This is a genomic window from Bacillus sp. B2-WWTP-C-10-Post-4, from assembly GCF_009183805.1.
GTDB lineage: Bacteria > Bacillota > Bacilli > Bacillales > Bacillaceae_G > Bacillus_A > Bacillus_A cereus.
Map to the genome: position 1 here is coordinate 71,639 of NZ_WEII01000008.1, position 24,849 is coordinate 96,487.

The window sequence follows — 24,849 nt, forward strand, 5'->3', positions numbered from 1 at the left end:
TATGTGGACGTATATAAAACGTGATAAAAGATTTTGGATAAGCATTGGGTTTCTTCTCCTATTAGTTCTTTTGAGCATCGGAAATACGTTATGGAATGATGGACATATTAGACAAGTTACATTGCAATATGATGCGGATGAAAATCCACAAGTGCCACCGTTTCCACCTTCATTCCAATTTTTACTCGGGACAGACCGGAAAGGGTATGACCTGTTACATTTAGTCATTGAGGGCGCGAAGTGGACGATTGGTATATCTATTTTAATTGCGGCACTTAGAATGGTAATAGGTGTGTTTTTCGGTGTCGTACTCGGAACGTATATAAAAAGAGGATTTTCAAAAATTGAGGCTTTCTTTGATAGTTTTACAGTTATTCCAACAGTTATGATTGCGTATTTTTTTCTTCAATCTGCAAATGCATTTGGAAGCGGAGAGGAGACAACAACCTTTTTTGAAAGGGCTTCGTTTCAAGTGGTATTACTTGTACTGCTTGTAATGCCAGTTATTGCACTGTATGTTGCGAAGGAAGTTCGTAAATTGCGAACGGAAGAATTTGTTGATGCCGCACGCATATTAGGTGGATCGAGAAGACATATTGTTATAAAACATATTTTTCCGCATCTCTATATGACTTTTATACTCGTATTTCTTCAGCAGTTTACGCAGACTCTTACTATTTTACTGCACTTAGGATTACTTGAAGTGTTCTTTGGTGGGACTGTTACGTTTGGTGGACCTATAAAAGAGGTGGAATCTTATACGCATGAATGGTCAGGTTTAATTGGAGTATACTTTAGGGCATTAACAGTGAATCCGTGGATTCCTCTCGTTCCGATTACATTTTTTGGGCTTACTATTTTTTCAGGAAATATGATTGTAAAAAGTATCGAAGAGGCGATGATGAAAGTAAGGTTAGGAGGAGAGCTAAAGAAGGATGTTGTAGAAGAGGAACAATCTGTTGTGCAGTCGAAAGAAGAGTTATTTACTTTTAAACATACGATGTGAAGAGAAAGAAGAAGCAAGCATGGATTTCATGCTTGCTTCTTTTCTTTATTTTGTAGAAACTTCACCTGCAGCTTCTGTTTGCGGAATAAAGTATCCAATTATACCACCGATTATTGCTGGAATGATCCAGCCAATTCCTAAGTTATAAAAAGGAATGGTGTGTACGATATTAGCGATAAAATCTGGTATCATTTCCACATTATCAAGTGCATGAATACAGCTAATAATAAACGCTGCGATCATCGCTCCGATGTAGACAGAAGGTTTACGTTTCGTATATTTATCGATAAATGATACGAAAATTAAAATGATTGTAATTGGGTACAAAATAATTAATACAGGTAGTGTGATTTTAATTAATAAGCTTAATCCTAAGTTTGAAATAACGAAACTAAAGATACAAACGTATAGCACAAGCTTTTTGTATGAAACATTTGTTAGCACTGTTGTGAAGTAATTTGCAAATGCACTTACAACGCCAATTGCCGTTGTTAAACAAGCGAAGATAATGGCGATACTTAATAAAATATTACCGCTTGTCCCAAAGAATTGATACATAACAGTAGCTAATAGTTGACCACCGTTTTCGAATTGCCCTAAGTTTCCGTTTGAAGCTCCGATATAACCGAGTAAGAAGTAAACAATTGTTAAGAATAGAGCAGCGATACTTCCGCAAATGATTGTATATTTCGCGATAGATTTCTTCTCTTGTATACCGTTTTGACGAATTGCATTTACAACAATTGTTGATAGTACGAGAGCGCCAATTGCATCTAACGTTAAAAATCCTTCAAGAAATCCTTTGAAAAACGGGATGTCTTTATAGTCACCGATAGGCTCTGCAAACGTTCCTGGTGAAAGAATCGCTTTTGTTGCCATAATTGCAATAATTACAAGTAAAATTGGCGTTAATATTTTACCGATATGATCTACTAGCTTGGATGGATTTAATGATAAGAAGTAAACGACTGTAAAGAAAATCGCACTAAAAACTAACATAGAATACCATTGATCTGGGAAAAGTGGTGCAATCCCGATTTCATAAGATACAGATCCAGTTCGTGGAATAACAAATAGTGGGCCGATTGAAAGATAAATAATGATAGCGAATACTGCTGCGAATTTTGGATGAACACGGCTCGCTAAAGTGTTAAAACTACCACCAGCAAGGGCAACAGCAACGATAGCAAGTAAAGATAAACCGACGTCTGTAATAATAAACCCTGTAATGGAAACCCACATATTTTCTCCGGAAGAAAGACCGAGAAGGGGCGGGAAAATCATATTACCAGCACCGAAGAAAACTGCGAATAGTAATAAACTAATCGAAAGTATTTGCGCTGGTTTTAAAGTTGTATGCATATAAAGAAAATCCTCCTAATGAGTGTTTTTGTCGAAAATTCAAATAATTTGTCGAGTAACTGTTATTATTTTAAAGGTCTGATGACTAGAAAGCAATAGGGAATTTTGAAAATATTAAAAAATAATGCATTAAATCGAATAAATATACTATTTATATGTTTAATAGGAAGGATTTAACTTTTAACATAAAAAAACACATATCGCTAGGATACGTGTTTTAAAAAAATATTTTTTTATCGCGTTCTTCTTTTAAAATTTCAACTGCTTCTCGGAAACGTTGTGAATGGACAATTTCTCGTTCACGTAAGAAGCGTAGGCTGTCATTTATATCTGGATCATCTGATAAGTTAATGAGCCATTGATATGTTGCGCGTGCTTTTTCTTCAGCTGCAATATCCTCGTATAGATCGGCAATTGGATCACCTTTAGCCTGTATATAGGTTGCAGTAAATGGAACACCAGCAGCGTTATGGTAATGAAGAGCACTGTCATGATCAGCGTAATGAGGGTCAAGACCAGCAGCTTTCATTTGTTCAGGGGTCGCATCTTTCGTCAGCTTATAAACCATCGTAGCAATCATTTCAAGGTGAGCAAATTCTTCTGTACCAATATCAGTAAGTAGGCCAATGACTTTATCAGGAATTGTATAACGTTGATTTAAGTAACGTAGTGCAGCAGCTAATTCTCCATCTGCACCACCGTATTGCTCGATTAATAATTTTGCAAGTGCGGGATTGCAAGTTCCCACTTTAACTGGGTATTGTAATTTCTTTTCATAAATCCACATAGTTTCTCTCCTTTATATTTGCCATGGCCAAGGACCTTTGCTCCATTCCCAAGGGGCATTAGAATAGCTATTTCCAAACTGTTGGAGTGGTCCGTATTTTTCTTCCATCTTTTGTTTTAATACTCTCCGTTTATAGGAAAAATCATTAAATTGATTAATCGCAGCGGTGTCATCTGGATGTGTATCTAAATAAAGAGTGAGTTCAACTAGTACAAAGTCTAATTCTTGAAGCTCCAGTAAAAGCTGATAGTATTCTTCTGGTAGCGATTGATTCACGTCAGTAGTCACCGCCCTTTTTTATAAGGATTTTCATAATAGTCATAAAAAACAGGCCATAAAGTCCCTTTTTGTAGTGCTTCTTTTGGTGTGAATTGCGGCAAGTTTGGCGGTTGAAAGCCTAAAAATAAATTAGGAGGAGTAGAATAATATTTTTTTCCGATAGGAGGACAAGGATCGAGAGGGCTATGATAGGGCACGAATGATCTCATATATTTATTCACGAATAAACCTCCTTACATGTTCATTACTACGTATTGTATTCAGACATAATGAGCATTTATGACACATATAAAAAAGTAATAGGTACGGGGGGAATGAATGTGGAGACTGTGAAACAATTCATTGTATTGGAAGTAAAGAACTTAAAGGAAACTCTGTATTTTTATGAAGGGATTTTAGGGATAACACCTAGTTCAGAAAGGCCGCAATTAGATATTACAGGGGTTTGGTATGATACTGATTCAACGAGAATTAGTTTTGTGATGAATCGCAGTTTGGGCGGGCGTGAGAAGAGTGTTACGGACTCAGTTGATGTTCTAACCTTTTCAATTTCTAACATAGGGAATGTAAAGAAGAGGTTAGTATTTTATAAAATCGCATATACAGAAAACAAAAGTGAGAAGAGTATTGTGGTACAAGACCCGGATGGATATAAACTTCAAGTGATAGAGAAGGATGAATAGACGGAGGGGATTTAGTGGAGAGAAATTATGAAGAAAGTGCGTTGTTTGAGCATCAATTTTGGTTAAAGGTACTTACTGATCATGCACAATTTTTACTGGATGCATTAGCTCCGAAGGAAAAAGAGGATATAAAAAAAGCTACTTACTTTGTTGAAACATTTACGAATTTGTTAAATAAAGTTCGGAATGTGAATCTGATGGCATTTTCAAAAGAGGCAGAACAAGCCGCTAAGGAGATTCGGGCGTTTAAATTAAATATTATACAGAAACAGCTGGAAGGGAAAATTACTATTCATTTTACGCCAACTTTTATTAATCATATGGTAAACGAAGTGGAAGAGTATATAACAGTTTTAGAGTTTTTGAAGAAAGGGGAAGTTCCGCCTGTTTTTCATGAATTACATTATCATCTCGTTTGGTTAACGGATGCGGCTGGTCATGCAGGCTCTATTTCTGGTGGATTAGATCTTGTTGAAAAAAGATTGAAAGAGAAAAGCGAAGAATTTACGAAGCATTTTGAACAATTTTACTTAAAGGCAGTTGAAATGACAGGGTATTTACGGACAGAGCTGCATCATTTTCCTGCATTAAAGAAGTTTACGAAAGATGTTTCACTTGAATTGAAATTATTTTCGCATTTTTTACATGAAGTGGAAGAGCTCGAGTTATCTCATGAAGTATTAAGTGCATTATCAGCTAGAATGGCAGATCATATGGCAAGAGAAGAATGTTACTACTTATTAAAACTAGCTCAATCGTCTGGACTTGAAATGCCGAAATGTAATCCGCTTTAAAGAAAAAGAGGTCAATTTTATTTGGCCTCTTTTTCTGTTTTATTGTCTCTTTTTATTTTTGCTTGTTCAATGCTTGCCTGTAATGTCTCCATAATATTAATGATGTTCGGAGCTGGAGAGATTGTTTCGGTTTTTTCCTGCTGTTCAATTTTGTTTTCGATTAGTTCGGTAAGGGCTTCTTTATACTCATCTGTATACATCTCTTGTTCAAAAGGATTTGTAAGATGGTGGATTAAATTGATTGCTGCGGTGAGTTCTTGTTTTTGTATAGGATAATTTTCGTTACTTGGTAAGTTAGGTGTATTTGTTATAGCGCGAATTTCATTAGGGTAGTGGATGGTTTGTAACATTAGTCCATCTTCAAAGTTACGGATAATAGCTAAATGTTGTTTTTTTCTAATAGAAATATGAATAAGCCCAAGTTTATTTGTACGTTCAAGAGCTTCTTTTAATAATAAATACGATTTTTCATGTCCTGGAGTAGGTCCTATAAAATAAGAGCGATCATAGAGAACAGAATCAATTTCGTTATTTTGGACAAAAGATATAATACGAATGGATCGTGGTTCATGAGCTTGTTGTAATTCAGCTAATTCTTTTTCATCCATAATAATATATTTATGAGGTGCGTATTCATAGGCTTTTACAATATCGTTATCATCAATTTCTTCATCCGTACAATCAGGAGCAAATTTTTTATATTTAATAGGTGTTAAACATTCTTTATGGAGGCTTAAAAATTTTATATCGTTTTCTTCTACGGCACTGTATAGTTTAATTCCTATATTTAATAGTCCAAGTGAAAGTGCACCTTTCCAGACGGTATGCAAATGAAACATCTCCTTTCGTTCAAAAATGGTTATGTATATTATGAGATAGTAAGAAATTTCCTATACGTTTTTGTTTTTTACGGAAGGGATTGGAATATAAAATATATTGACAAGCCCTCTGAAATATTTTAATGTGAGTGTATAAAATTGTGTATAAAGGGGAGTAACTTATTACAATAAAGTCGTCATTACAGGGAGAAACCCTCGGCTTTATTGGCAACGTTTCGTTGTTAGTGAGACCTTTACCAGCAATGGTAAAGGCCCCTTTCTGTCTTTTTGAGGACCCTTACCATATTTGGTAGGGTCCTTTTCGTATACAAAGAGAGGAGATATAAAAATGAAAAAACTTATTAGTAGATTAAGAGTTGTATTTCATGTTCGCCGATTTGTTCCATTCCTATTTGACTTTTTTACTTCAAAAGAGGTTTCAATAAAGAAGAAAATTTTATCTGTTGCTTTTTTAGTTGGTTATGTTGCGATGCCGCTTGATTTAATTCCAGACTTCCTACCGTTTATCGGTATTTTAGATGATATTGGAATTGTGTTATTTATTTTGAACCGAATTGTAAAAATGGCGCCAGTTCAATTACAAGAAAAGCATAACGTAAACGTAGGATAGGAGTTAAAATATGGAGCAAATGATTTTAGATATAATCGAGTTTTTAAAGCAGTTTTCTTATTTTGGAGTTGTATTGGCTTTAACGTTCGAATTTATTCCGGCAGAAGTTGTTTTGCCTATGGTTGGGTATTGGGTATACGAGGGAGATATGAATTTTTGGCTAGCTGTATTAGCTGGAACACTTGGCGGAACGACAGGACCGTTAACGTTATATGCACTCGGTTATTATGGTGGTCGTCCGCTATTAATAAAATACGGAAAATACTTCTTTATTAAAGAAGAACAAATTCAAAAAGCAGATGATTTCTTTGAGAAATATGGACCAGTTGTAGCATTTGTTGGACGCTTTGTACCAGGGGTTCGAACGCTTATTTCTGTTCCGTGTGGTATGGCGAAAATGAACATATGGAAATTTAGTATATATACATTTGTAGCAATGTTCCCGTTAACGACTTTGTATGTTTATTTTGGAATGAAATTAGGTCCGCATTGGGAAAAAGCAGCGGATGTTGTTGGACAATATATGCTACCGATATTAGGAGGCGTTATTCTTATTGTTGCTAGTATCTTTGTCTATAAATATATGAAGAAAAGAAACAAAACGGAATCTATCTAGTCATTTGAATATTTTTTGAAAATAGATGAATAGTACAGGCAAAAGACTCTGAGGGACATACACATATAGGGAATATAAAAGAGAGAGGGGAAACAACTATGTCTTGTGAGTGCTCAGGGTCAGCATTAACTTGTTGTCCAGATAAAAATTATGTGCAAGATAAAGTGTGTAGTCCGTGGTCTGCTACTGTAGTTGCAACAGCAATTGATAATGTTCTCTATACAAATAATATTAACCAAAACGTAGTTGGTACTGGTTTTGTTAAATATGATGTTGGACCAGGCCCAATTACTGTAGAAGCGCTTGATTCTGCTGGGGGTACAATTGATACACAAACATTAAACCCAGGAACGAGTATTGCTTTTACGTATCGTCGCTTTGATAGTATACAAGTTGTGTTACCTGCAACACCTGCTGGAACGTATCAGGGAGAATTTTGTATTACAACACGTTATCCACTTTCATAGCAGAATAGGAGAGGATCGAAATGGGAATGAGAAGTTCCAGTTTGTCTTGTTGTTCTAATAAAACACTTGTGCAAGACCAAGTATGTACAGACTGGTCTATTACAGGTGCTGGTACTCAAATTGTATATACAAATAATATCACGCAAGAAGTATATGGTTCAGGTTACGTGAAATATGATGTAGGTGCGAACCCGATTACAGTTGATTTTTTAGTTGGAGCTACAGTAATTGATACAATTACTGTACAACCGCAAAGTAGTGGTACTTTCACTGTCCGATATTTTACGACTGTTCGAATTACTACGACAGGAACAACTGTTAATCAAGGAGAGTTTTGTATTACTGTACGTTATCCGATTTCATAAAAAAGCATACCGTAAATGGTATGCTTTTTTATTGAGAAAGCAATGAAATTGGTATTCTATAAGCAACATGTAAATTCGCAACAGTACTTACCTTCTAAATATAGTGAAGGGTTACTTTGTATATTGATAATACTGACTGACTCTAAGTCTTTTCCTGTGTAAGATATTGTACTACCAGGAAACACAGTGAAAACATTAGTTACTGCTCCAACAATTTGAATCATAATTGCTTCCGTGCTGCTAGTACTATTGTAAACCGAGACAGTACCTGATATAAGTAGTATCCCATCACTTTGCCACAGTATCATTGATTGTGATCCATCTTTGACAGAGGGGATGGTGTTATTCGTTATGAGGAAATTTCCTGCAAATTCATTTGTTACTCGTTCACAATTTGGATTTGGAGGAGGGGGCGGTGGACAAGGGTCTGGACAAATGATAGATAAAGGAGCGAAACAGCCAATATTTTTTTTGTTCTTCAATACAACCCCTCCTTTTAAGTTGTCTTTTATTACTATTAAATGTAAAAGCATGGCCGATGTGTTAAAAAAAGAAGGAAATATTAAAAATTAAGATTGTCTAATAGGCTTAAACCTTAACTTATCATTAGTGTTATAGAAAAGATTATATGTAAATGGTCATAGGAAAAGAATGATTAGACTCTTTTAGACAAAAGGTGGTTGTATACCATAGTACGAGGAATGTTGGACTTAATTTCTAATTAACTGTATATTTACAAAAATCTAATAAAGTTCATTTGTTATTTAAACGACATTAACATATATTAGATAAAATAGCCCTTGTAATGAATCAATTATTATGAGGAGGATTCACGTGGACAGAAATGCTTTAAGAAAAGTAAAAGGCCTTATTGGATTATTAATGGTTTTTGTATTAGCATTCGTATCATTTCCGTGGAGTACATCAGTCAAGGCGGAAGAGAAAAAGCAAGAAAAGGCATCAAGTGAGAAGAAGATAGTTTTTCCAGTTGTAAGTGATGTGCATATTAAAAATAGTGGAACGGATGATACGTTTCGCTGGAAAAGAGCGATTGAACAGTTTAATACATTAGCACCAAAGCAAGATGCGTTTGTTATTGTAGGTGATTTCACAGATACAGGATCAGTGCAGCAATATGATCGTTTCATGCAAGTGTATAATGAAAATGCAAATAAAGATGCAGTGCGAATGAATTCTCTCGGTAACCATGATTATTGGAACGGTTTATCCGTAGAGGGTGCACAGAAGCGTTTCTTAGAAAAAACAGGTATGGAATCAATTTATTATCATAAAGTGGTAAAAGGTTATCACTTCCTTGTTATGTCTCCAGAGAATGGAACAACACATGGTTATTATTCGGACAAGCAAATTAATTGGTTAAAAGAAGAAATGGCAAAAGCACAAAAAGATGATCCAGAAAAACCGATTTTTGTATTTTTACATCAACATATTAAAGATACAGTGTACGGTAGTCAGGAATGGGGAACACAAGATAGCGCAAAAATTAATGCAGTGTTAAAAGAATATCCACAAGTTATTACGTTTTCAGGTCATTCACATTATCCGTTAGATGATCCGAGATCGATACATCAAAAAGACTTTACATCAGTTGGTACATCTTCAGTAAGTTATATGGAAGTTGAAGGTGGTAAAGTACAAGGGAATATCCCGCCAGGAGCTAGTACGTTAAGCCAAGGTTTATTAGTAGAAGTAGATGAAGAAGAAGTGACGATTAATCGCCGTGATTTCCATACGAATTCTTGGACAGGCGAGCCTTGGAAAATTAAATTACCAGCAAAGAAAGAAACATTTACACATGTAGAAGATCGTGATAAAGAAAAGCCTTACTTTGCTAAAGATGCAAAGCTTGCTGTATCAAATGTAACAGAAAATGCGGCAACAGTAACATTCCCGCAAGCATTGGACAACCTCCTTGTTCACTCTTACCGTGTGCAGGCTAGAGATAAGCAAACGGGTGAAATAAAAAATAAATTGTTAGCATTCTCAGAGTTTTATCGTGATCCAGTGCCGAAAGATCTTACGTTTACGCTTGCAGGGTTAGATGGCGGGAAAGCATATACACTTGAAGTAGTTGCGATTGATTCATTTGGCAATGAAACCGCACAGCCGTTAACTGCGGAAATTACTACGAAAAAAGATAATATTGACCCGAATGTGAAAGTACCAAAAGCTGATGTTTTCGATGTAAACTTTGCAGATGGTACATTTAAAGACAATTCACCATTTGGTACAAAAGGTGATGTGAAGGGCAATGTGACTATTGAATATGATAAAGCATTGAAGAAGAATGTTATGAAGTTAAACGGAAAAGCAAATACATTTGGATACCTTCCATTTTCAGCAGCACAAAAAGAGAAAATAGTAAATACGTTTACATTAGAAACTGTATTTTCAATGAATGAAATTCGCGGACAAGGTATTTTGCAAAATACAGAGAGCGGCGGAATTGGATTTGAGTCTACAGGAAGTGGATATGTTGAATTATGGGCTCACATTGGAGGTAGCTATAAACGTGTTGGTGTTCAATTAGTAGCGAACAAAACGTATCATTTAACAGGAACGTATAACGGAAGCGAATTGGCAATTTACGTAGATGGTAAAAAAGTAAATAGTCAGCCAGCTCAAGGAAAAGTTTATAACCCGAACGTACCATTTGCATTTGGAGCGGATCCTGATAGTAACGGAAATGGTGGTATTCCGTTAAATGGACAAATCGCGTTAGCAAAATTATATAGTAAAGCTTTAAGTTCTTCAGAAGTATTAGCATCATACAATGAGTTTTCTAACCGTACGAAGTTAGAGCAAGTAAATGCGTTATTTGAAGAGCTTGGAAAAGTAAAAGAAGTGTTAGTTAGTACGTATGAATTTGGTGATAAGCCAGGTCAATATTCAAAGGAAGCCTTTCAAGAATTAGAGAAAAGCTATAACATTGCAAAGCAAGCATTTGAAAATGTAGGAAGTACTGGGGAACAAATTATTCAAACATATACCGAATTAAAATCAGCTAATGTAACATTCGTACAATCAAAAGTGGCAGAAGAACAACCAAAAACAACGAAAGAAAAATTACAGATCAATATTGAATCTGCAAAAGCAGTAGTGAAGAAAGCGCAAGCTGTAAATGTAACAGATGGTTCAGTGAAATCATTGCAACAAAAAATTACAGTTGCAGAAGCTGTATTACAAGATGTGCAAGTAAAAGATGCACAGGTAGAAACGATGAATCGTACATTAGAGTATGCGATTTCACTTGTTGAAAAAAGTATGAACAAATAAGAGAGAAGAAAAGAAGCTTATCATGATAGGCTTCTTTTTTGTTATACTAAAAGTAGCATAGAAAGAAGGAGCGAATAATTTGGAACAGAAAAAGCTAAAAAGAATTCTTGAATATGTATGGATCGCGGTTGTGCTCCTTGTAGGATATTATTTATTAAAAGATAAAAGTATTTGGGTTTTATTCTTAATGACGTTTTTATTAGCAGGATTAGGAACGTTATTTATTAACTTCTTCTTTGATAGTTTGAATGCCTGGAAGAAGAAAAAGAAGGGGACGAAGTAAAGGAGGGAATATATGCAAAAGTGGAAGCTCATATATCAGGTGATTATTTTCTTAGTGCTTGTGGGTATTGGAATGATCAAATACTCGACACCAATAGGAAATTGGGCATGGTTTACAGCTTGCATCGGCATATTTTTCATTTTACAATCGTTAACGAAAAAATATAATAGTACAGAAAGATAGCTCGCCGTTTTATCGGCGAGCTATTTTGTTATGCTTTTTTCTGTTCATCATTTGTTTTTTCAATAGCTAAATGACTATGCTTTCTAGAGTAGAAGAAATAGAAGCATAAGCCGACTATAAGCCAAACTGCAAAGCTAATCCATGTTGTTTTAGACAAATTGATCATTAAATATAAGCAGCAAAGAATCGCAACAACTGGTAATACAGGTACGAAAGGTGTACGGAATCCGCGTTTTAAATCAGGGTGTGTTTTTCGTAAAATAAGTACTGCGCAGCAAACGAATGTAAAGGCTGTTAATGTGCCGATGTTTACTAAATTCGCTAGCAAATGTAAGTCTAAAAGGCCTGCTAATAAAGCAGCAACAACGCCAGTAATCCACGTATTTAATAAAGGGATTTTTACTCTTTTATTTACACGTGCTAACGCTTTTGGAAGTAGACCGTCACGGCTCATTGCATACGAAACGCGAACTTGTCCATACATAACGACTAAGAGGACGGTTGTCATTCCAGTCATCGCTCCAACAGCGAGTAGTCCTGCAATTGTATCCTCACCAACGAAATGCAATGCAAATGCAACTGGATCAGAAACGTCTAATTGCGTATAAGGAACCATACCTGTTAAAACGAAAGATACAATCATATATAAAACAGTACAAATAAGAAGAGAACCGATAATACCAATTGGTAAATCACGCTGCGGTTTTTTCGTTTCTTCTGCAGCGGTTGCGATTGCATCAAATCCTAAGAAGGCGAAGAACACAGTGGCAGCGCCAGTAATAATACCGTCGTATCCGAATGGAATGAACGGTGTCCAGTTTTCAGGTTTTACATATTTTGCGCCTGCTACGATAAAAGCGATAATAACTGCTAGCTTGATAAGAACCATAATATTATTAATGCGAGCGCTTTCGCGTATACCGAAGCTTAAAAGACCGGTAATGATTAGTAAAATACAAACAGCGGGTAAATCGATGAGGCCACCTTTTCCTACGCCAGGGGCCGAGGCGATTATGGCGGGCAGGTGTATATTGAAACCTTGTAGTAATGATTGTAAATAACCAGACCAACCGACAGCTACTGCTGCAACGGCAAGTAAATATTCGAGCATTAAACACCATCCGACGATGAAGGCGACGACTTCTCCGACTGTCATATATGCGTAAGTATACACACTTCCTGAGACAGGAATAGAAGAAGCAAATTCAGCGTAACAAAAGGCTACACAAGCACAAGTAAATGCAGCAATAAGGAATGATAGCATAATACCAGGACCAGAATGTTTTGCTGCAACAATACCTGTTAATACAAAGATCCCTGTCCCAATTACGGCGCCGATTCCTAAAAACGTTAAATCGAGTGCAGTTAATGTTCTATCTAGCTGCTTTGGTGATTCAGTACTAAGCGCTTTTTTTCGTAATAATGACTTCACTTTGGACTCTCCCCCCGTTTTTTCATTTCCATAACTGCGACTATAGTATGAGCCCATTAAAAAAGAGTAAGTAAGGAAGTGGAGGTGCAGTTATGGTATGTAGTTTTTTAAAATTGCTGGATTAATCTTAATATAATTCAGAATATTTTGTCAAATAAAAATATGACAAATAAAATGCGGATCAATAGGGGAAACTACTTGCAGAAATGGACGAGGGTTAACGACCCACTGATTAAAGTTAAAGTAGGAGCAGATGCTATGTTATTTTATTTTGAACTTGTCGTCATTTTACTTTGTACGAAATTAGCTGGTGACATTAGTGTGAGACTTGGTCAGCCTTCTGTACTTGGTAAGTTAATTGTCGGTATTATTATCGGTCCGGCTGTACTCGGTATTATTAATAGTTCTGAACTGATTGATGAACTGAGTGAGATTGGTGTTTTGTTACTTATGTTTATGGCGGGACTTGAAACGGATTTAGAAGAGTTAAATCGGAATTTGAAATCGTCATTTGCAGTAGCGGCTGGTGGAATTATTTTTCCTTTCATCGGTGGTTATGTAACAGGATTGCTGTTTGGATTAATACAATCCCATGCCATTTTTTTAGGGTTATTACTTTGCGCGACATCGGTTAGTATTACGGTGCAGACGCTACGTGATCTAGGAAAAATGAATACGAGAGAAAGTACAACAATTTTAGGTGCTGCCGTATTTGATGATGTCATTGTCGTTATTTTATTAGCATTTGTAATGAGTTTTTTAGGAACACAAGATGTGAATATAACACTTGTCATTGTAAAGAAAATTATTTTCTTTGTAAGTATTGTTTTTATTGCTTGGAAAGTCGTTCCTTGGATTATGAAAATGCTTGTCCCGCTTCGTGTAACAGAAGCGTTAATTAGCGCGGCTCTTATTATTTGCTTCTCTTTTTCTTATTACAGTGAAATGATGGGAATTGCAGGCATTATTGGAGCATTTGCAGCAGGAATTGCTATTTCTCAAACAGAGTATAAGCATGAGGTGGAACATAAAATTGAACCGATTGCTTATGCAATATTTGTTCCAGTATTCTTCGTAAGTATCGGAATGGAAATTACATTTCAAGGCATTGGAAGCCAGCTTTGGTTCATTATTATTATGACTCTCATTGCAATTTTCACAAAGTTAATCGGATCAGGTTTAGGAGCGAGACTGACAGGATTTAATCTCCAATCTTCTATTAGTATTGGCGCGGGGATGGTATCACGTGGTGAAGTAGCGCTTATCATCGCTGCAAATGGACTTACGGCGAATTTATTAGCGAAAGAAAATTTCACAGCGATTGTTATTGTTGTTATATTGACGACGATTATTACACCGCCACTTTTGAAGAAATATTTTGTATAGAGAGGAAGGGCTTATCTGATGTAGGTAAGCTCTTTTTTTATTCCCAAAAGCAATGATCATATAGCATGAAGGGTTTGTAATTATGGTAAAATCTATGTATGTGATATGACAAGGAGAGGGAAGTGTGAAGATTACGAAGGAGAAGGTTATCGGTGTAATCGTACTTATTGCAGTATGTATACCATTTACGGCATGGAAAGAATCAAAAGTGAAAGATTTTCCGGTTTCTATTTTTTCGGAAGAAGCAGATGGTGAGTACGGTCAGAAGCTGAAATATACTGCTTTTTTACCTGATGTTGCGATTTGGATGAACGGTTGGGAAAAGAAGTGGACAGAAGGGGAAAGAACTGTTTATCAAAAAGGGAATCGCATTGTAAATGTGTTTCATCCTCCTGGCGATGATGGTTATTACCTTCTTGAAGCAAGAGAAAATAAGTGAACGCAACCGTAAGAAGTGGAGGTTAAATAGTGAAAGCTTCAACATTACTATTTAAAATTGAAAGTAATATGGATCAATTTTCACCAGCTGAGAAGAAGGTTGCCATGTACATAATGGAGAATGCAGAGATTGTTCCGAACTTAACGACGAAAGAAGTGTCAACGAATGCAGGCGCAAGTGAGGCGAGTGTCGTTCGTTTTTGTAAGTCGATTGGGATTGGGAGCTTTAAAGCATTTAAGATAGCACTCGTTCGTGAATTAACGATTGCTGATTATAATATTAACGATTTTTCAGTGATGAATACAGAAGATGGACCGTACGATTTATTTAATAAAGTTACTTATGTGAATAAAGCTGCAATTGAGGCGAGCGTGACGGCGATAGATAAAAAAGAACTTGAAAAAGCTGCAGATCGTATTGTAAATGCCGATAAAATTATCTTTTATGGAGTAGGCGGATCAGCTACTCCGGCGATGGACGGAGCTTATAAATTTACAAGGCTCGGATTTACAGCGATGATGCTATCTGATTTTCATATGATGCTGCCGCTTGTGACGAATTTAAAAGAAGGCGATATATTTGTTGCGATTTCAACATCTGGTCGAACGAAAGATGTGCTTGAAATGGCGCAGTATGCAAAGAGACAAGGTGCAACTGTTATTGGAATTACGAAACTAGATCAATCATCACCGTTATATAAAGAAGCGGATATTCGCCTTTGTATGCCAGATGTAGAACAAGATCATCGTATTGCGAGTATTGCTTCGAGAATGACGCAATTGAATATGATCGATGCTTTATATGTGATTACTTTCAATCGAATTGGTAATAAAGTATTGAATCAATTTATGGAGACACGAGAAGAAGCGTTGCGGTTACGGAAGTTAAAGTAGAAGAAAAGATGAGGAGACTCATCTTTTTTTATCCCGCTATTTGCCGTGCAGTAAGACCCTCACTTCAAAATTCAGCGGAAGCAAAGAAAGTTAGGTGGGGATCAACTGCCCGTTAATGCCCGATTGGTGCGGGCTAATAATCAGTGGGGATGAACAAAACCCCCACTGATTAAAGTTTCACTTTATGATCTTTGACAAAAATATGTCATGTTGTGAAATTTTATTTCATAAAATAAGAAAGAGTCATTGATTTTTAGTTTCTTAAAGTTATAATAAAAGTGTGAAATATAATTTCAAAGAGGGTGGCAATATGTTAGAAAATTTATCGACAGAACATCGTAATGAGAAAACAATGAATTTGGATGAGATGAGCATAAAAGAAGTGTTGCAAAGTATGAATGAAGAAGATCGAACTGTTGCGTTAGCAGTTGAAAAAGAGATAGAACAAATTGAAAAGGTTGTACAGACTGTTATTAAATCTTTTGAAGAAGAGGGACGTTTAATTTACATTGGTGCTGGTACGAGTGGTCGTTTAGGTATTCTAGATGCAGTGGAATGTCCGCCGACATTTGGCACGGATGATAAAATGGTGCAAGGATTTATAGCCGGTGGATTGAAAGCGTTTACTAAAGCGGTGGAAGGTGCTGAAGATCGCGAAGAGTTAGCAGAAGAAGATTTAAAAAGTATTGGATTAAATGAGAAAGATACAGTGATTGGAATTGCTGCAAGTGGTAGAACTCCTTACGTAATTGGCGGCTTGAAATACGCACAGAGCGTAGGAGCGAGTACAGCGAGTATTTCTTGTAATAAAAATGCTGAAATAAGTAAATATGCAAAGTTAAATGTGGAAGTAGAGACAGGTGCAGAAATATTAACAGGATCAACACGTTTAAAAGCTGGTACAGCACAAAAATTAGTGTTGAATATGATTTCAACAGCTTCGATGATTGGTGTAGGAAAAGTATATAAAAACTTAATGGTAGATGTTCAATCCACAAATGAAAAGTTAGTAGAACGGTCAAAACGAATTATTGTGGAAGCAACAGGCGCTAGTTATGAAGTAGCGGCAGAGTATTATGAAAAGGCAGAACGTAACGTAAAAGCTGCCATTGTTATGGTGTTGTTGCAGTGCGAATATGGGGAAGCACTGGAGAAACTAAAATGCGCAAAAGGGTTTGTGAAGAAAGCACTATAAAATAATAGGGAGGGGGATTCTATTATGAAGAAAGAAGAGAGAATGGCCAAGGAAATTTCGGAGCAACTTGGAGGAATAAAAAATATTCGTAGTATTGCTCATTGTATGACGAGACTACGATTAACGCTTCATGATGAAAGTAAAGTAAACATGGACCTTTTGAAAAAGGTTGAAGGTGTTATGGGTGTTATAGAAGATGAGACGCTTCAAGTTGTCGTTGGTCCAGGAACAGTAAATAAAGTAGCAGCTGAAATGGAAGGCTTAACAGGACTACGAATTGGTGAGGTAGCAGATCATCACCTTGAAGATATTGGGCAAGAGATGAAATCAGAGATTAAGAAGAAAAATAATACACCGGTGAAAAACTTTTTACGAAAAATAGGAAGTATTTTCATTCCGTTAATTCCAGGACTTGTTGCGTCAGGAATTATAAACGGGGTTGCTAACTTTGCGAAAAATGCTGGTGCTGATCCAAATGCAACGTGGTTACAAATGTTACTACTCATTGGCGGCGGTATCTTTACATTCTTAGGAATTTTAGTTGGTTGGAATACAGCGAAAGAGTTCGGTGGGACACCGGTTCTTGGGGCAATTGCTGGTATTTTAATTTTCAACCCGGCGATGGCAAACGTAAAATTGTTTGGTGAAGCATTAGTGCCTGGACGGGGCGGATTATTCGCAGTTATTTTTGCAGCATGGCTTATGGTTGTAGTGGAAAGACAAGTTCGAAAAGCAGTGCCAAATGCAGTTGATATTATTGTGACACCACTCATTACTGTATTAGTTGTAAGTATCGTAACGATGTTAGCCATTCAGCCATTAGCAGGTTTCTTATCAGATGGTATTACGAGCGGAATTAATGCGATTTTAAATATTGGCGGAGCATTTGCTGGCGCAGTACTTGCGGGAACATTTTTACCTCTCGTTATGGTCGGATTGCATCACGGTTTAACACCAATTCATATGGAATTTATTAATCAAACACACGTAACACCTTTATTACCAGTACTTGCAATGGCTGGTGCTGGCCAAGTGGGCGCAGCAATTGCGATTTATGTGAAAACAAAAAACAAACGACTTCGAAATGTAATTAAAGGTGGATTGCCAGTTGGCTTTTTAGGAATTGGTGAGCCGCTATTATACGGGGTTACATTACCACTTGGGAAACCGTTTATTACTGCTTGTTTAGGAGCGGCTGTCGGTGGTGCATTCCAAGCAGTTATGCAAACGGCTTCACTTGGAATTGGCGTATCAGGGCTATCTTTAATTCCGTTAATTGCTGACAATAAATATTTACTATATTTCTTAGGTTTAGTAATTGCATATGCTTTCGGATTTATCTTTACGTACTTCTTCGGATTTAAAGAAGAAATGGCAGAAAACATATAGAGAAAGGGATTCCTTTCTCTTTTTCTATTAATAGAAAGGGAGATTTATATGATCGGAGTTTCCATTTATCTTTCAAAAGAACGAGTAGAGAAACAAGAAGAGTGGTTAAAAGTAGCGAAGGAAAATGGGTTTACATCTATTTTTACATCACTGCACATTCCAGAAGATGATCCAAATACGTATAAAGAGTTAATTCAAATATTAGGGAGACAAGCTCTTGCACGTGAAATGGAGCTAATGGTTGATGTTTCTCCAAAATCGTTACACCATTTAGGGCTAACATATGAAAATGTGGAAGAGTTATTGAACTGGGGCATTACCGGTTTAAGAATGGATTACGGCATTGCGCCAAAAGAAATTGCAAGCGTATCTCATAAGATGAAAGTAGCTTTAAATGCGAGTACGATTACAAAATCATTTTGGAAAGAATTACTTGCAGAACATATAAGAGTAGAGAATGTAGAAGCATGGCATAATTTTTACCCGCGCCCAGAGACAGGACTAGCAAAGTCTTTCTTACAAAAACAAAATCAATATTTACAGAAGTGCGGAATAAAGACAATGGCATTTATTCCAGGAGATGCGGAAAAACGAGGGCCGTTATATGAAGGGTTACCAACGTTAGAAAAACATCGCAATATGCGCCCACTTGAAGCGTACTTAGAACTTGTTCAAGATTGTGGTGTTGATAAAGTATTGATTGGAGATATAAGCGCAAGTTTAAAAAGTATGCAAGAAGTAGCTAGTGCAAGTAGAGGGATTATTCCATTGCGTTACAAATCATTTATAACTGATAAAGAAGTATTAAAAGTGGTAGAGCAAGTGCATACAAATAGACTAGATCCGGCTCGTGATGTTATTCGATCTGTAGAATCAAGGGAAGGAAATAGAGTGGTGATAAAGCCGATGCATACAATTGTAAGAAAGAAAGGGAGTATTACAATTGATAATGAATTGTATGGTAGATATGCAGGGGAGATGCAAGTTGCCATAAATGATTTATCTGTAGATGAGAAAGTGAATGTTGTTGGAATGGTTGTGGAAGAGGACATTTTTTTGCTGCCTTATATTGGCGCTGGAAAAATGTTTCAACTTTTTCTATCCGATAGAATAAAAGCTTGAATTAGCGCTATTTCGTATGAAAACATTATCCGTAAAACGGATAATGTTTTTGTTTTCTTTAAAAAAGTATTTGACGAATGAAATAAAATACCGTATTGTTTTGACTTGTAAATAAAAGTTCACCATAACAAAACAAAAAGGAGAGTTCAAAATGAATCAATATATTGGGAATTTAATTATTCGTATCGTGTTAGGAGTTACGTTCTTTGCACATGGTTTAGCAAAGTTTCAATCAGGTATTGATAACGTAGCAGGATGGTTTACAAGCATCGGTTTACCAGGTGGCCTTGCATACGGCGTAGCAACTGTAGAATTAGTTGGTGGTATATTATTAATTATCGGTTTAGGTGTACGATATGTAGGATTGTTATTCGCTCTTATTTTAGCTGGAGCTATCGTAAAGGTAAATGGAGCAGCAGGTTTATTAGGAGATGGAAAGAATCCAGGATATGAATTAGATCTTGCATTATTATCAATGGGTGCGTATTTATTCGTAGTAAAAGCAGAAGGATATGTAGATCGTTTCTTAAAAGAGAAAGTAATGAAAACGAAGTAAATTTTATTTATAAATTGTTGACTTGAAGAATTAATGTAACTATAATGATTACAGCTAATAGATTAAGAGTAAAACAATTTAAATGTTTTTTTATACAAGATGTAACCGTGATGGTTACGTCTTGTGTAAAAATAAATAAACGGGAGGAAGTAATATGCCTAAATCAAATTTAGAAATTATTAAAAGCACGTATGAAGGATCAGCTTCTTCGAATGCAAAGCATTTAGCAGAAGCCCTCTCTGAAAAAGTGGAATGGACAGAGGCAGAAGGTTTTCCGTACGGCGGAACATATAAAGGCGTAGAAGCTATAATGGAAAATGTATTTAGCCGTTTAGGATCAGAATGGGATGATTATAAAGCAAGTGTAAATACATATCATGAAGTAAACGGAAAAGATGTAATTATTGCTGAAGGTATGTATTCTGGAGTTTATAAAGAAACAGGAAAATCATTTGAAGCAGAATTTGTTCATGTATGGCAACTTGAGAACGGAAAAATCGTGAAGTTTAAGCAATATGTAGATAGTCATATTGTTAGGGAAGCGATGAAGAGATAATGCTTTTTAAATGGATCGTAGGTATATGCATTACAATTATAGTAATTTTCTCGTCTATAGTTGGCGGAAAGAAATTGCTTGCATATGTGGAAAAAGAAAATAAAAATATTCAAACCGAGCGAGCGGCAAACGAAAAAGAGAAAAAAGCTGCAGAAGAAGCTCCGCAAATTAGTGAAGGTGAAATTATTTCTACTATGCATAAAATGGTGCACCAAAAGGTAAAATCCTCTGAAAAATGGGGATTTGTAGAGATGACAAAAAAGGAAATTTCTAATGTAAAAAGAGATATTGAAAATAGTACAGGTTTTCAATATAAAATGAAGTTATTTTCTATTATAAATAGGTGGGAAAAAGGAGATTTTTCTCAAACTGTTGAGGAGCATAACTTTTTATGGAGCCTTCAAGGTGGAGATACTGGCAAGGCGACGGAACGTTTATCGCCAGAAGAGGAAAAGCAGTATATAAGAGAAATGAAGAGTAAATAAAAACATCGCCAACCTAGATGACGATGTTTTTTCATTAAGAATGTTTTCGTATTAAAGGTCTAGTTGGCTGAACGGCAACAGTTTTGAAATGAGAAAATAAATAACATCCTGTTACAACGACAACTGTCCCTAAAATTTGTATCCACGTTAATTCTTCTCCGAGGAATATGAATGCTAAAATGGCTGTGAAAATTGGATTGAAGTTTAGAAAAATACCTGATGTAGTTGCGCCTAATTTTTGTACGCCAATATTCCAAAATACCATACAAAGAACTGTCGAAATAAGCCCAGTATATAAAAGTGATGTGATGAAAGAAGTATTTATATTTGAAACAGTGAAGCTACCTATGTTGAACGGTAGTAATAAAATAACGCCGAAAATACCAGAGTACAACGTTGCCATAAGTGGTGTAGTTGTTTTTGTTGCCCATTTACTACAAACAGAATAGATTCCCCAAATACAAACTGCTGCAATCATCCATAAATCACCGCTATTAAAATGTAGTGAAAATAAAAGCGAGAAATCACCTTTTAATAGGACGAGGATGACCCCGAAGAATGAAAGAATCATGGATAGGATTTGAAGTGTATTTATTTTTTCTTTTAGAAATAATACTGAAAATAATGCGATTGAAATTGCATTCAATGTAGAGATAAGACCTACATTCGTAGCGGATGTTTTTTCTAATGCTAAAAATTGAAAGATGTTAAAAAGAGCGACTCCTGAAATTCCCATGAATATTAACGGAAGTATCGCGGTACGTGGTGGAAGGATTTTCTTTTCTTTAAACCATACCATTGGTAATAAACAAACAATCGCAATCAGCCACCTTAAACTTGTCAGTGTCATCGGTGATGCATGATCGACGAGTGATTTTCCAACGACGAAATTTCCTCCCCATAATAAGCTCGTTAGTAATAGTAAAAAGACGTAAAAATAAGGCATGATAAAATCCCCTTTTTTGTAATCAATACTAATTGTAAATAATTTTAGCATTTTTCTTTATTATGTAATATATTCTTTTGTATAATGGTGAAAACTCGATAAAATATTTAGTTTAAAATGATATTTACAGAAAAATATTCAGTTTTATATAAATTATAAGTTGTTTTTTCGAATAATCATCGGTAAGAAAAAAGGAGGAATTGTAATGGAGTCGTCTGTTATTAAAGTGTTGGATGATTTGGATGTACAAATTTTAGATATATTGCAGAAGGATTCACAAGTAAGTAATGCAGAGCTGGCACGTCGCGTTAATTTATCACCGGCTGCGATGCATGCAAGAATAAAAAGGTTAGATGGGGAAGGTTTCATCGATAAGCAAGTTGCGATTTTAAATCAAGAAAAGCTTGGGTTTGATTTATTATGCTTTATTTTTATGAGTACGAATATTCATCAATTTGACAAGTTGGAAGTGTTGGAGAAAGAATTAGAATCAATGCCGGAAGTGTTAGAATGTCACTGTTTAACAGGAGAGTACGATTATTTATTAAAGGTTGCAAATCGTGATCGTAAAGAACTAGAGCAGTTTATTAGAAAGCTGAATAAGCTTGGTATTACACGTATACAGACGAGTTTGGCACTTCGTGAAATTAAATATTCAACAGTATTGCCGATACGAGATGAGGAACCGAGCATCGATTAGATTGCTTGGTTTTTTGTTTGTATAAAGTGATTGACGAGGAGAAAAGAGAGCTGTATTATTATATAAAATTATGAATTAAAATTCATTTAAAGTTATAAATATTAATATCGAGGGCAAGGGGATGTAATATGAAAATCTGTAATGCGGTGACGAGTGATGTGAAAGAAATTTATAGTCTTATTGAGGTTTATGCAAAAGAGGGAGTTGTTTTACCACGTTCTCTTTTGTCTCTTTATCAATATTTGCAATGTTTATATGTTATGAAAGAAGACGAGAGAATTGTTGGAGTTGCTGGATTGCATGTATTGGGGGAAGATCTTGCAGAAATACGATCGTTAGTAGTTTCGCATACATATGCAGGGAAAGGGATAGGGCGTATGCTCGTAAATCATGTAATGGAGGAAGCTACGAAAATAAATGTAAGAAGAGTAATTTCCTTAACATATGAAACAGTATTTTTTCAAAAGTGTGGATTTGATTTTGTAAATAAAGAAACGTTGCCAGAGAAAGTATGGATTGATTGTAGACATTGCCCAAAGGTGGATTATTGTGATGAAGTGGCGATGGTGCGGTATGTTGGATGAAAAATTTATAGGGAAAAAGTTCCCACTATTATTTACATATATAGTGGGAATATATATTTCCATAAGAAATGGACAGGTTATTAAGAATTTGAATTCTTTTGTCTTACGGCAAAATTATAAAGTGGATCTTTAAGTTCATAGTTATACGTTAAACCGTCAACAATTCCTACAACTTTATCATTATCATAAAGATCGAGCATAAATTGTGCCATTTGTTTTGCAGTGTGGAATTTCGGTACAACATTATCGTATTGGAATTCATCAATATCAAATGAACGCTTTGCAAATTCTGTTTCAGTTGCAGCAGGAGCTAAAACTTTTGCTTGCAGTTTTGCGCCTTGTTCTTTCAGTTCGTGAGACAACCCTTCTGTAAATGCACTTACATAGAATTTCGTAGCGCAATACGTAACAGCATCAGCAACAATTGTGTATCCGCCGCCCGATGAAACGTTAATAAGCTGTGTTCCATCAACCATTGAATAATCTCGAACGAAAAGAGAAGAGAGTATTGTTAGTGCTTCTATATTTACATGTAACATCGTTTCGATTTTATTTAAATTTTGTTCAGCAATTGAGGCGAAATTACCAAAACCTGCGTTGTTAATCCATGTTTCAATTTGAAAAGATTGTAGGCTTTCATAAAGTTTATAAACATCTGCAGTAACAGATAAATCAGTTTTTCGAATGACAACATCCAATTCTGGATGCATTTCGTTAATTTTCAATTTTAATTCGTTTAATTCTTCTTGTCTTCGAGCTACAAGTACTAAATTTTTTCCGCGAGATGCAAATGCTAAAGCTGCTTCATAACCAATTCCGGAACTTGCGCCAGTAATAACCGTGTATTTCATATAAAATCCCCCTAAATTCAAATTCATTTATGGTTAGATTGTATTTGTTAGAGTATACTCTAAGTCAAACGTTTTTTATAAATTTGATACGGTTATAAAATATATGAGGGTAAGCATGTGAAGGGAGTTTTAGTATGTACACAATTAGCGAGGTAGCAAAATTATTAGGCGTGAGCACACATACACTACGTTATTATGAAAAGGAAAATATATTAATTGCAAATCGTGATACAAATGGAAATCGACTTTACGAAGAGTCACATATAAAGTGGTTGCAGTTTGTAATGAAATTAAAACAAACGCAAATGCCAATAGCGAAAATAAGAGAATACGCTAGATTATATACAGAAGGGGAGCATACAACAGAAGCTCGTTTACAGCTCCTAGAAGATCATAGGAAATCTATTCAGATTCAAAGAGAAAACTTAGAAGTTACAGAGAAGATGCTTGAGAATAAAATTAGTGCATACAAAAACTCATTGGAAAATAAATAGATGGTTGTTATGTGATGAAAAATGGATTTGATCTATAAGTATTTCATCATAGTGTATGGATAAATAAAAAAGAGCAGCTAGCAAAAGCTAACTGCTCCATTCAAGGGATCTCTCCAAGGGGGAGTGGAGAAAATATTATGTTACTAGCATTATTGACAGATTATTAAAAAATATACAAATAGGATGAAAGAAATTTTAAATAAACTTTCGGCATTGACAATTTTTAAAATGTTCATGTACAATATATATG

The 24,849-nt window shown here is 35.6% G+C and carries 32 protein-coding genes; 23 read left to right on the forward strand and 9 right to left on the reverse strand.

What is annotated here, in order from left to right:
* Position 1 precedes the first annotated feature (1 nt).
* On the forward strand, positions 2–1,006 hold the full coding sequence (locus GBN78_RS06695; protein WP_044584160.1) for an ABC transporter permease: 1,005 nt from the start codon (positions 2–4) through the stop codon (positions 1,004–1,006).
* Between the two features lie 45 nt (positions 1,007–1,051).
* On the opposite strand, the gene brnQ2 is transcribed toward GBN78_RS06695, so the two are convergent.
* The 4 genes from brnQ2 to GBN78_RS06715 form a co-directional block, all read right to left on the reverse strand.
* Positions 1,052–2,368, reverse strand: a complete 1,317-nt coding sequence (brnQ2, locus tag GBN78_RS06700) for a branched-chain amino acid transport system II carrier protein BrnQ2 (protein WP_000557552.1) — start codon at positions 2,366–2,368, stop codon at positions 1,052–1,054.
* A gap of 217 nt (positions 2,369–2,585) precedes the next feature.
* Positions 2,586–3,155 carry a spore coat protein CotJC gene (gene cotJC / locus GBN78_RS06705; protein ID WP_000265273.1) on the reverse strand — a complete coding sequence of 190 codons (570 nt, stop codon included), beginning with the start codon at positions 3,153–3,155 and terminating at the stop codon, positions 2,586–2,588.
* A 12-nt stretch (positions 3,156–3,167) separates the two neighbouring features.
* Positions 3,168–3,431, reverse strand: coding sequence for a spore coat protein CotJB (locus tag GBN78_RS06710; RefSeq protein ID WP_001076510.1), 264 nt, complete (start codon positions 3,429–3,431; stop codon positions 3,168–3,170).
* A gap of 8 nt (positions 3,432–3,439) precedes the next feature.
* Positions 3,440–3,655, reverse strand: a complete 216-nt coding sequence (locus tag GBN78_RS06715; RefSeq protein ID WP_001046257.1) for a spore coat associated protein CotJA — start codon at positions 3,653–3,655, stop codon at positions 3,440–3,442.
* Between the two features lie 48 nt (positions 3,656–3,703).
* On the opposite strand from GBN78_RS06715, the gene GBN78_RS06720 reads away from it, so the two are divergent.
* Entirely contained in the window at positions 3,704–4,117 is a 414-nt protein-coding gene (locus tag GBN78_RS06720; RefSeq protein ID WP_001986206.1) for a VOC family protein, read from the forward strand.
* A gap of 14 nt (positions 4,118–4,131) precedes the next feature.
* On the forward strand, positions 4,132–4,911 hold the full coding sequence (locus tag GBN78_RS06725; RefSeq protein WP_000440975.1) for a DUF2935 domain-containing protein: 780 nt from the start codon (positions 4,132–4,134) through the stop codon (positions 4,909–4,911).
* Positions 4,912–4,928: 17 nt separating this feature from the next.
* Here the strand turns inward: GBN78_RS06725 and ku are convergent, their stop codons facing one another.
* Positions 4,929–5,741 carry a non-homologous end joining protein Ku gene (ku, locus tag GBN78_RS06730; RefSeq protein ID WP_000557745.1) on the reverse strand — a complete coding sequence of 271 codons (813 nt, stop codon included), beginning with the start codon at positions 5,739–5,741 and terminating at the stop codon, positions 4,929–4,931.
* Positions 5,742–6,078: 337 nt separating this feature from the next.
* On the opposite strand from ku, the gene GBN78_RS06735 reads away from it, so the two are divergent.
* From GBN78_RS06735 to GBN78_RS06750, 4 genes are all read left to right on the forward strand, one after another.
* Positions 6,079–6,360, forward strand: coding sequence for a YkvA family protein (locus GBN78_RS06735; RefSeq protein ID WP_000733852.1), 282 nt, complete (start codon positions 6,079–6,081; stop codon positions 6,358–6,360).
* A gap of 10 nt (positions 6,361–6,370) precedes the next feature.
* A complete protein-coding gene (locus GBN78_RS06740; protein ID WP_000437066.1) occupies positions 6,371–6,976 on the forward strand; it encodes a DedA family protein in 606 nt (201 codons plus the stop codon).
* 98 nt (positions 6,977–7,074) lie between these two features.
* Positions 7,075–7,443: a DUF3992 domain-containing protein gene (locus GBN78_RS06745; protein ID WP_001277540.1), complete on the forward strand. Its 369-nt coding sequence runs from the start codon at positions 7,075–7,077 to the stop codon at positions 7,441–7,443.
* A 20-nt stretch (positions 7,444–7,463) separates the two neighbouring features.
* Positions 7,464–7,808, forward strand: a complete 345-nt coding sequence (locus tag GBN78_RS06750) for a DUF3992 domain-containing protein (protein WP_000525814.1) — start codon at positions 7,464–7,466, stop codon at positions 7,806–7,808.
* 56 nt (positions 7,809–7,864) lie between these two features.
* On the opposite strand, the gene GBN78_RS06755 is transcribed toward GBN78_RS06750, so the two are convergent.
* On the reverse strand, positions 7,865–8,248 hold the full coding sequence (locus GBN78_RS06755) for an S-Ena type endospore appendage (RefSeq protein ID WP_347400308.1): 384 nt from the start codon (positions 8,246–8,248) through the stop codon (positions 7,865–7,867).
* Between GBN78_RS06755 and GBN78_RS30960 the strand changes: the two genes are divergently transcribed.
* The 4 genes from GBN78_RS30960 to GBN78_RS30090 all read left to right on the forward strand — a co-directional run bounded on the left by GBN78_RS30960 (position 8,133) and on the right by GBN78_RS30090 (position 11,571).
* Positions 8,133–8,381 (forward strand): hypothetical protein, encoded by a 249-nt coding sequence (locus GBN78_RS30960; RefSeq protein ID WP_065224701.1) that lies wholly within the window; start codon positions 8,133–8,135, stop codon positions 8,379–8,381. The two genes, GBN78_RS06755 and GBN78_RS30960, sit on opposite strands and share 116 nt — an antisense overlap.
* 261 nt (positions 8,382–8,642) lie before the next feature.
* Complete coding sequence (locus tag GBN78_RS06760) at positions 8,643–11,105, forward strand: LamG-like jellyroll fold domain-containing protein (RefSeq protein ID WP_000375666.1); 2,463 nt, start codon at positions 8,643–8,645, stop codon at positions 11,103–11,105.
* A gap of 79 nt (positions 11,106–11,184) precedes the next feature.
* Positions 11,185–11,388, forward strand: a complete 204-nt coding sequence (locus tag GBN78_RS06765) for a hypothetical protein (RefSeq protein WP_000435800.1) — start codon at positions 11,185–11,187, stop codon at positions 11,386–11,388.
* Positions 11,389–11,400: 12 nt separating this feature from the next.
* Positions 11,401–11,571 carry a hypothetical protein gene (locus tag GBN78_RS30090; protein ID WP_001174850.1) on the forward strand — a complete coding sequence of 57 codons (171 nt, stop codon included), beginning with the start codon at positions 11,401–11,403 and terminating at the stop codon, positions 11,569–11,571.
* Positions 11,572–11,599: 28 nt separating this feature from the next.
* Here GBN78_RS30090 and bcaP read toward each other — a convergent pair whose 3' ends face one another.
* Positions 11,600–13,003, reverse strand: coding sequence for a branched-chain amino acid transporter BcaP (gene bcaP / locus GBN78_RS06770; protein ID WP_000838711.1), 1,404 nt, complete (start codon positions 13,001–13,003; stop codon positions 11,600–11,602).
* A 162-nt stretch (positions 13,004–13,165) separates the two neighbouring features.
* On the opposite strand from bcaP, the gene GBN78_RS06775 reads away from it, so the two are divergent.
* From GBN78_RS06775 to GBN78_RS06815, 9 genes are all read left to right on the forward strand, one after another.
* Positions 13,166–14,389, forward strand: a complete 1,224-nt coding sequence (locus tag GBN78_RS06775; RefSeq protein WP_370940894.1) for a cation:proton antiporter — start codon at positions 13,166–13,168, stop codon at positions 14,387–14,389.
* A 124-nt stretch (positions 14,390–14,513) separates the two neighbouring features.
* On the forward strand, positions 14,514–14,828 hold the full coding sequence (locus tag GBN78_RS06780; RefSeq protein WP_000704958.1) for a hypothetical protein: 315 nt from the start codon (positions 14,514–14,516) through the stop codon (positions 14,826–14,828).
* A gap of 29 nt (positions 14,829–14,857) precedes the next feature.
* Positions 14,858–15,721 (forward strand): MurR/RpiR family transcriptional regulator, encoded by an 864-nt coding sequence (locus GBN78_RS06785; RefSeq protein ID WP_000648164.1) that lies wholly within the window; start codon positions 14,858–14,860, stop codon positions 15,719–15,721.
* Between the two features lie 310 nt (positions 15,722–16,031).
* Positions 16,032–16,916: an N-acetylmuramic acid 6-phosphate etherase gene (gene murQ, locus GBN78_RS06790; protein WP_000892344.1), complete on the forward strand. Its 885-nt coding sequence runs from the start codon at positions 16,032–16,034 to the stop codon at positions 16,914–16,916.
* A gap of 24 nt (positions 16,917–16,940) precedes the next feature.
* Positions 16,941–18,305 carry a PTS transporter subunit EIIC gene (locus GBN78_RS06795; RefSeq protein WP_000711293.1) on the forward strand — a complete coding sequence of 455 codons (1,365 nt, stop codon included), beginning with the start codon at positions 16,941–16,943 and terminating at the stop codon, positions 18,303–18,305.
* A 48-nt stretch (positions 18,306–18,353) separates the two neighbouring features.
* Complete coding sequence (locus GBN78_RS06800) at positions 18,354–19,427, forward strand: DUF871 domain-containing protein (protein ID WP_050821661.1); 1,074 nt, start codon at positions 18,354–18,356, stop codon at positions 19,425–19,427.
* A gap of 151 nt (positions 19,428–19,578) precedes the next feature.
* Positions 19,579–19,983: a DoxX family protein gene (locus tag GBN78_RS06805; RefSeq protein WP_001077751.1), complete on the forward strand. Its 405-nt coding sequence runs from the start codon at positions 19,579–19,581 to the stop codon at positions 19,981–19,983.
* 154 nt (positions 19,984–20,137) lie between these two features.
* Complete coding sequence (locus GBN78_RS06810; protein WP_001126689.1) at positions 20,138–20,539, forward strand: nuclear transport factor 2 family protein; 402 nt, start codon at positions 20,138–20,140, stop codon at positions 20,537–20,539.
* Positions 20,539–21,024: a PRK06770 family protein gene (locus tag GBN78_RS06815; RefSeq protein ID WP_000897980.1), complete on the forward strand. Its 486-nt coding sequence runs from the start codon at positions 20,539–20,541 to the stop codon at positions 21,022–21,024. Before GBN78_RS06810 ends, GBN78_RS06815 begins: the two co-directional genes overlap by 1 nt.
* Before the next feature lie 34 nt (positions 21,025–21,058).
* On the opposite strand, the gene GBN78_RS06820 is transcribed toward GBN78_RS06815, so the two are convergent.
* Entirely contained in the window at positions 21,059–21,970 is a 912-nt protein-coding gene (locus tag GBN78_RS06820) for a DMT family transporter (protein WP_001146264.1), read from the reverse strand.
* 205 nt (positions 21,971–22,175) lie between these two features.
* Here GBN78_RS06820 and GBN78_RS06825 point away from each other — a divergent pair, with 205 nt between their 5' ends.
* On the forward strand, positions 22,176–22,670 hold the full coding sequence (locus GBN78_RS06825) for an Lrp/AsnC family transcriptional regulator (RefSeq protein ID WP_000446088.1): 495 nt from the start codon (positions 22,176–22,178) through the stop codon (positions 22,668–22,670).
* 128 nt (positions 22,671–22,798) lie between these two features.
* Complete coding sequence (locus tag GBN78_RS06830; protein ID WP_000686667.1) at positions 22,799–23,254, forward strand: N-acetyltransferase; 456 nt, start codon at positions 22,799–22,801, stop codon at positions 23,252–23,254.
* Positions 23,255–23,334: 80 nt separating this feature from the next.
* On the opposite strand, the gene GBN78_RS06835 is transcribed toward GBN78_RS06830, so the two are convergent.
* Positions 23,335–24,105, reverse strand: a complete 771-nt coding sequence (locus GBN78_RS06835; RefSeq protein ID WP_000878075.1) for an SDR family NAD(P)-dependent oxidoreductase — start codon at positions 24,103–24,105, stop codon at positions 23,335–23,337.
* Positions 24,106–24,239: 134 nt separating this feature from the next.
* On the opposite strand from GBN78_RS06835, the gene GBN78_RS06840 reads away from it, so the two are divergent.
* A complete protein-coding gene (locus GBN78_RS06840) occupies positions 24,240–24,599 on the forward strand; it encodes a MerR family transcriptional regulator (protein ID WP_000288069.1) in 360 nt (119 codons plus the stop codon).
* Positions 24,600–24,849 lie beyond the last annotated feature (250 nt).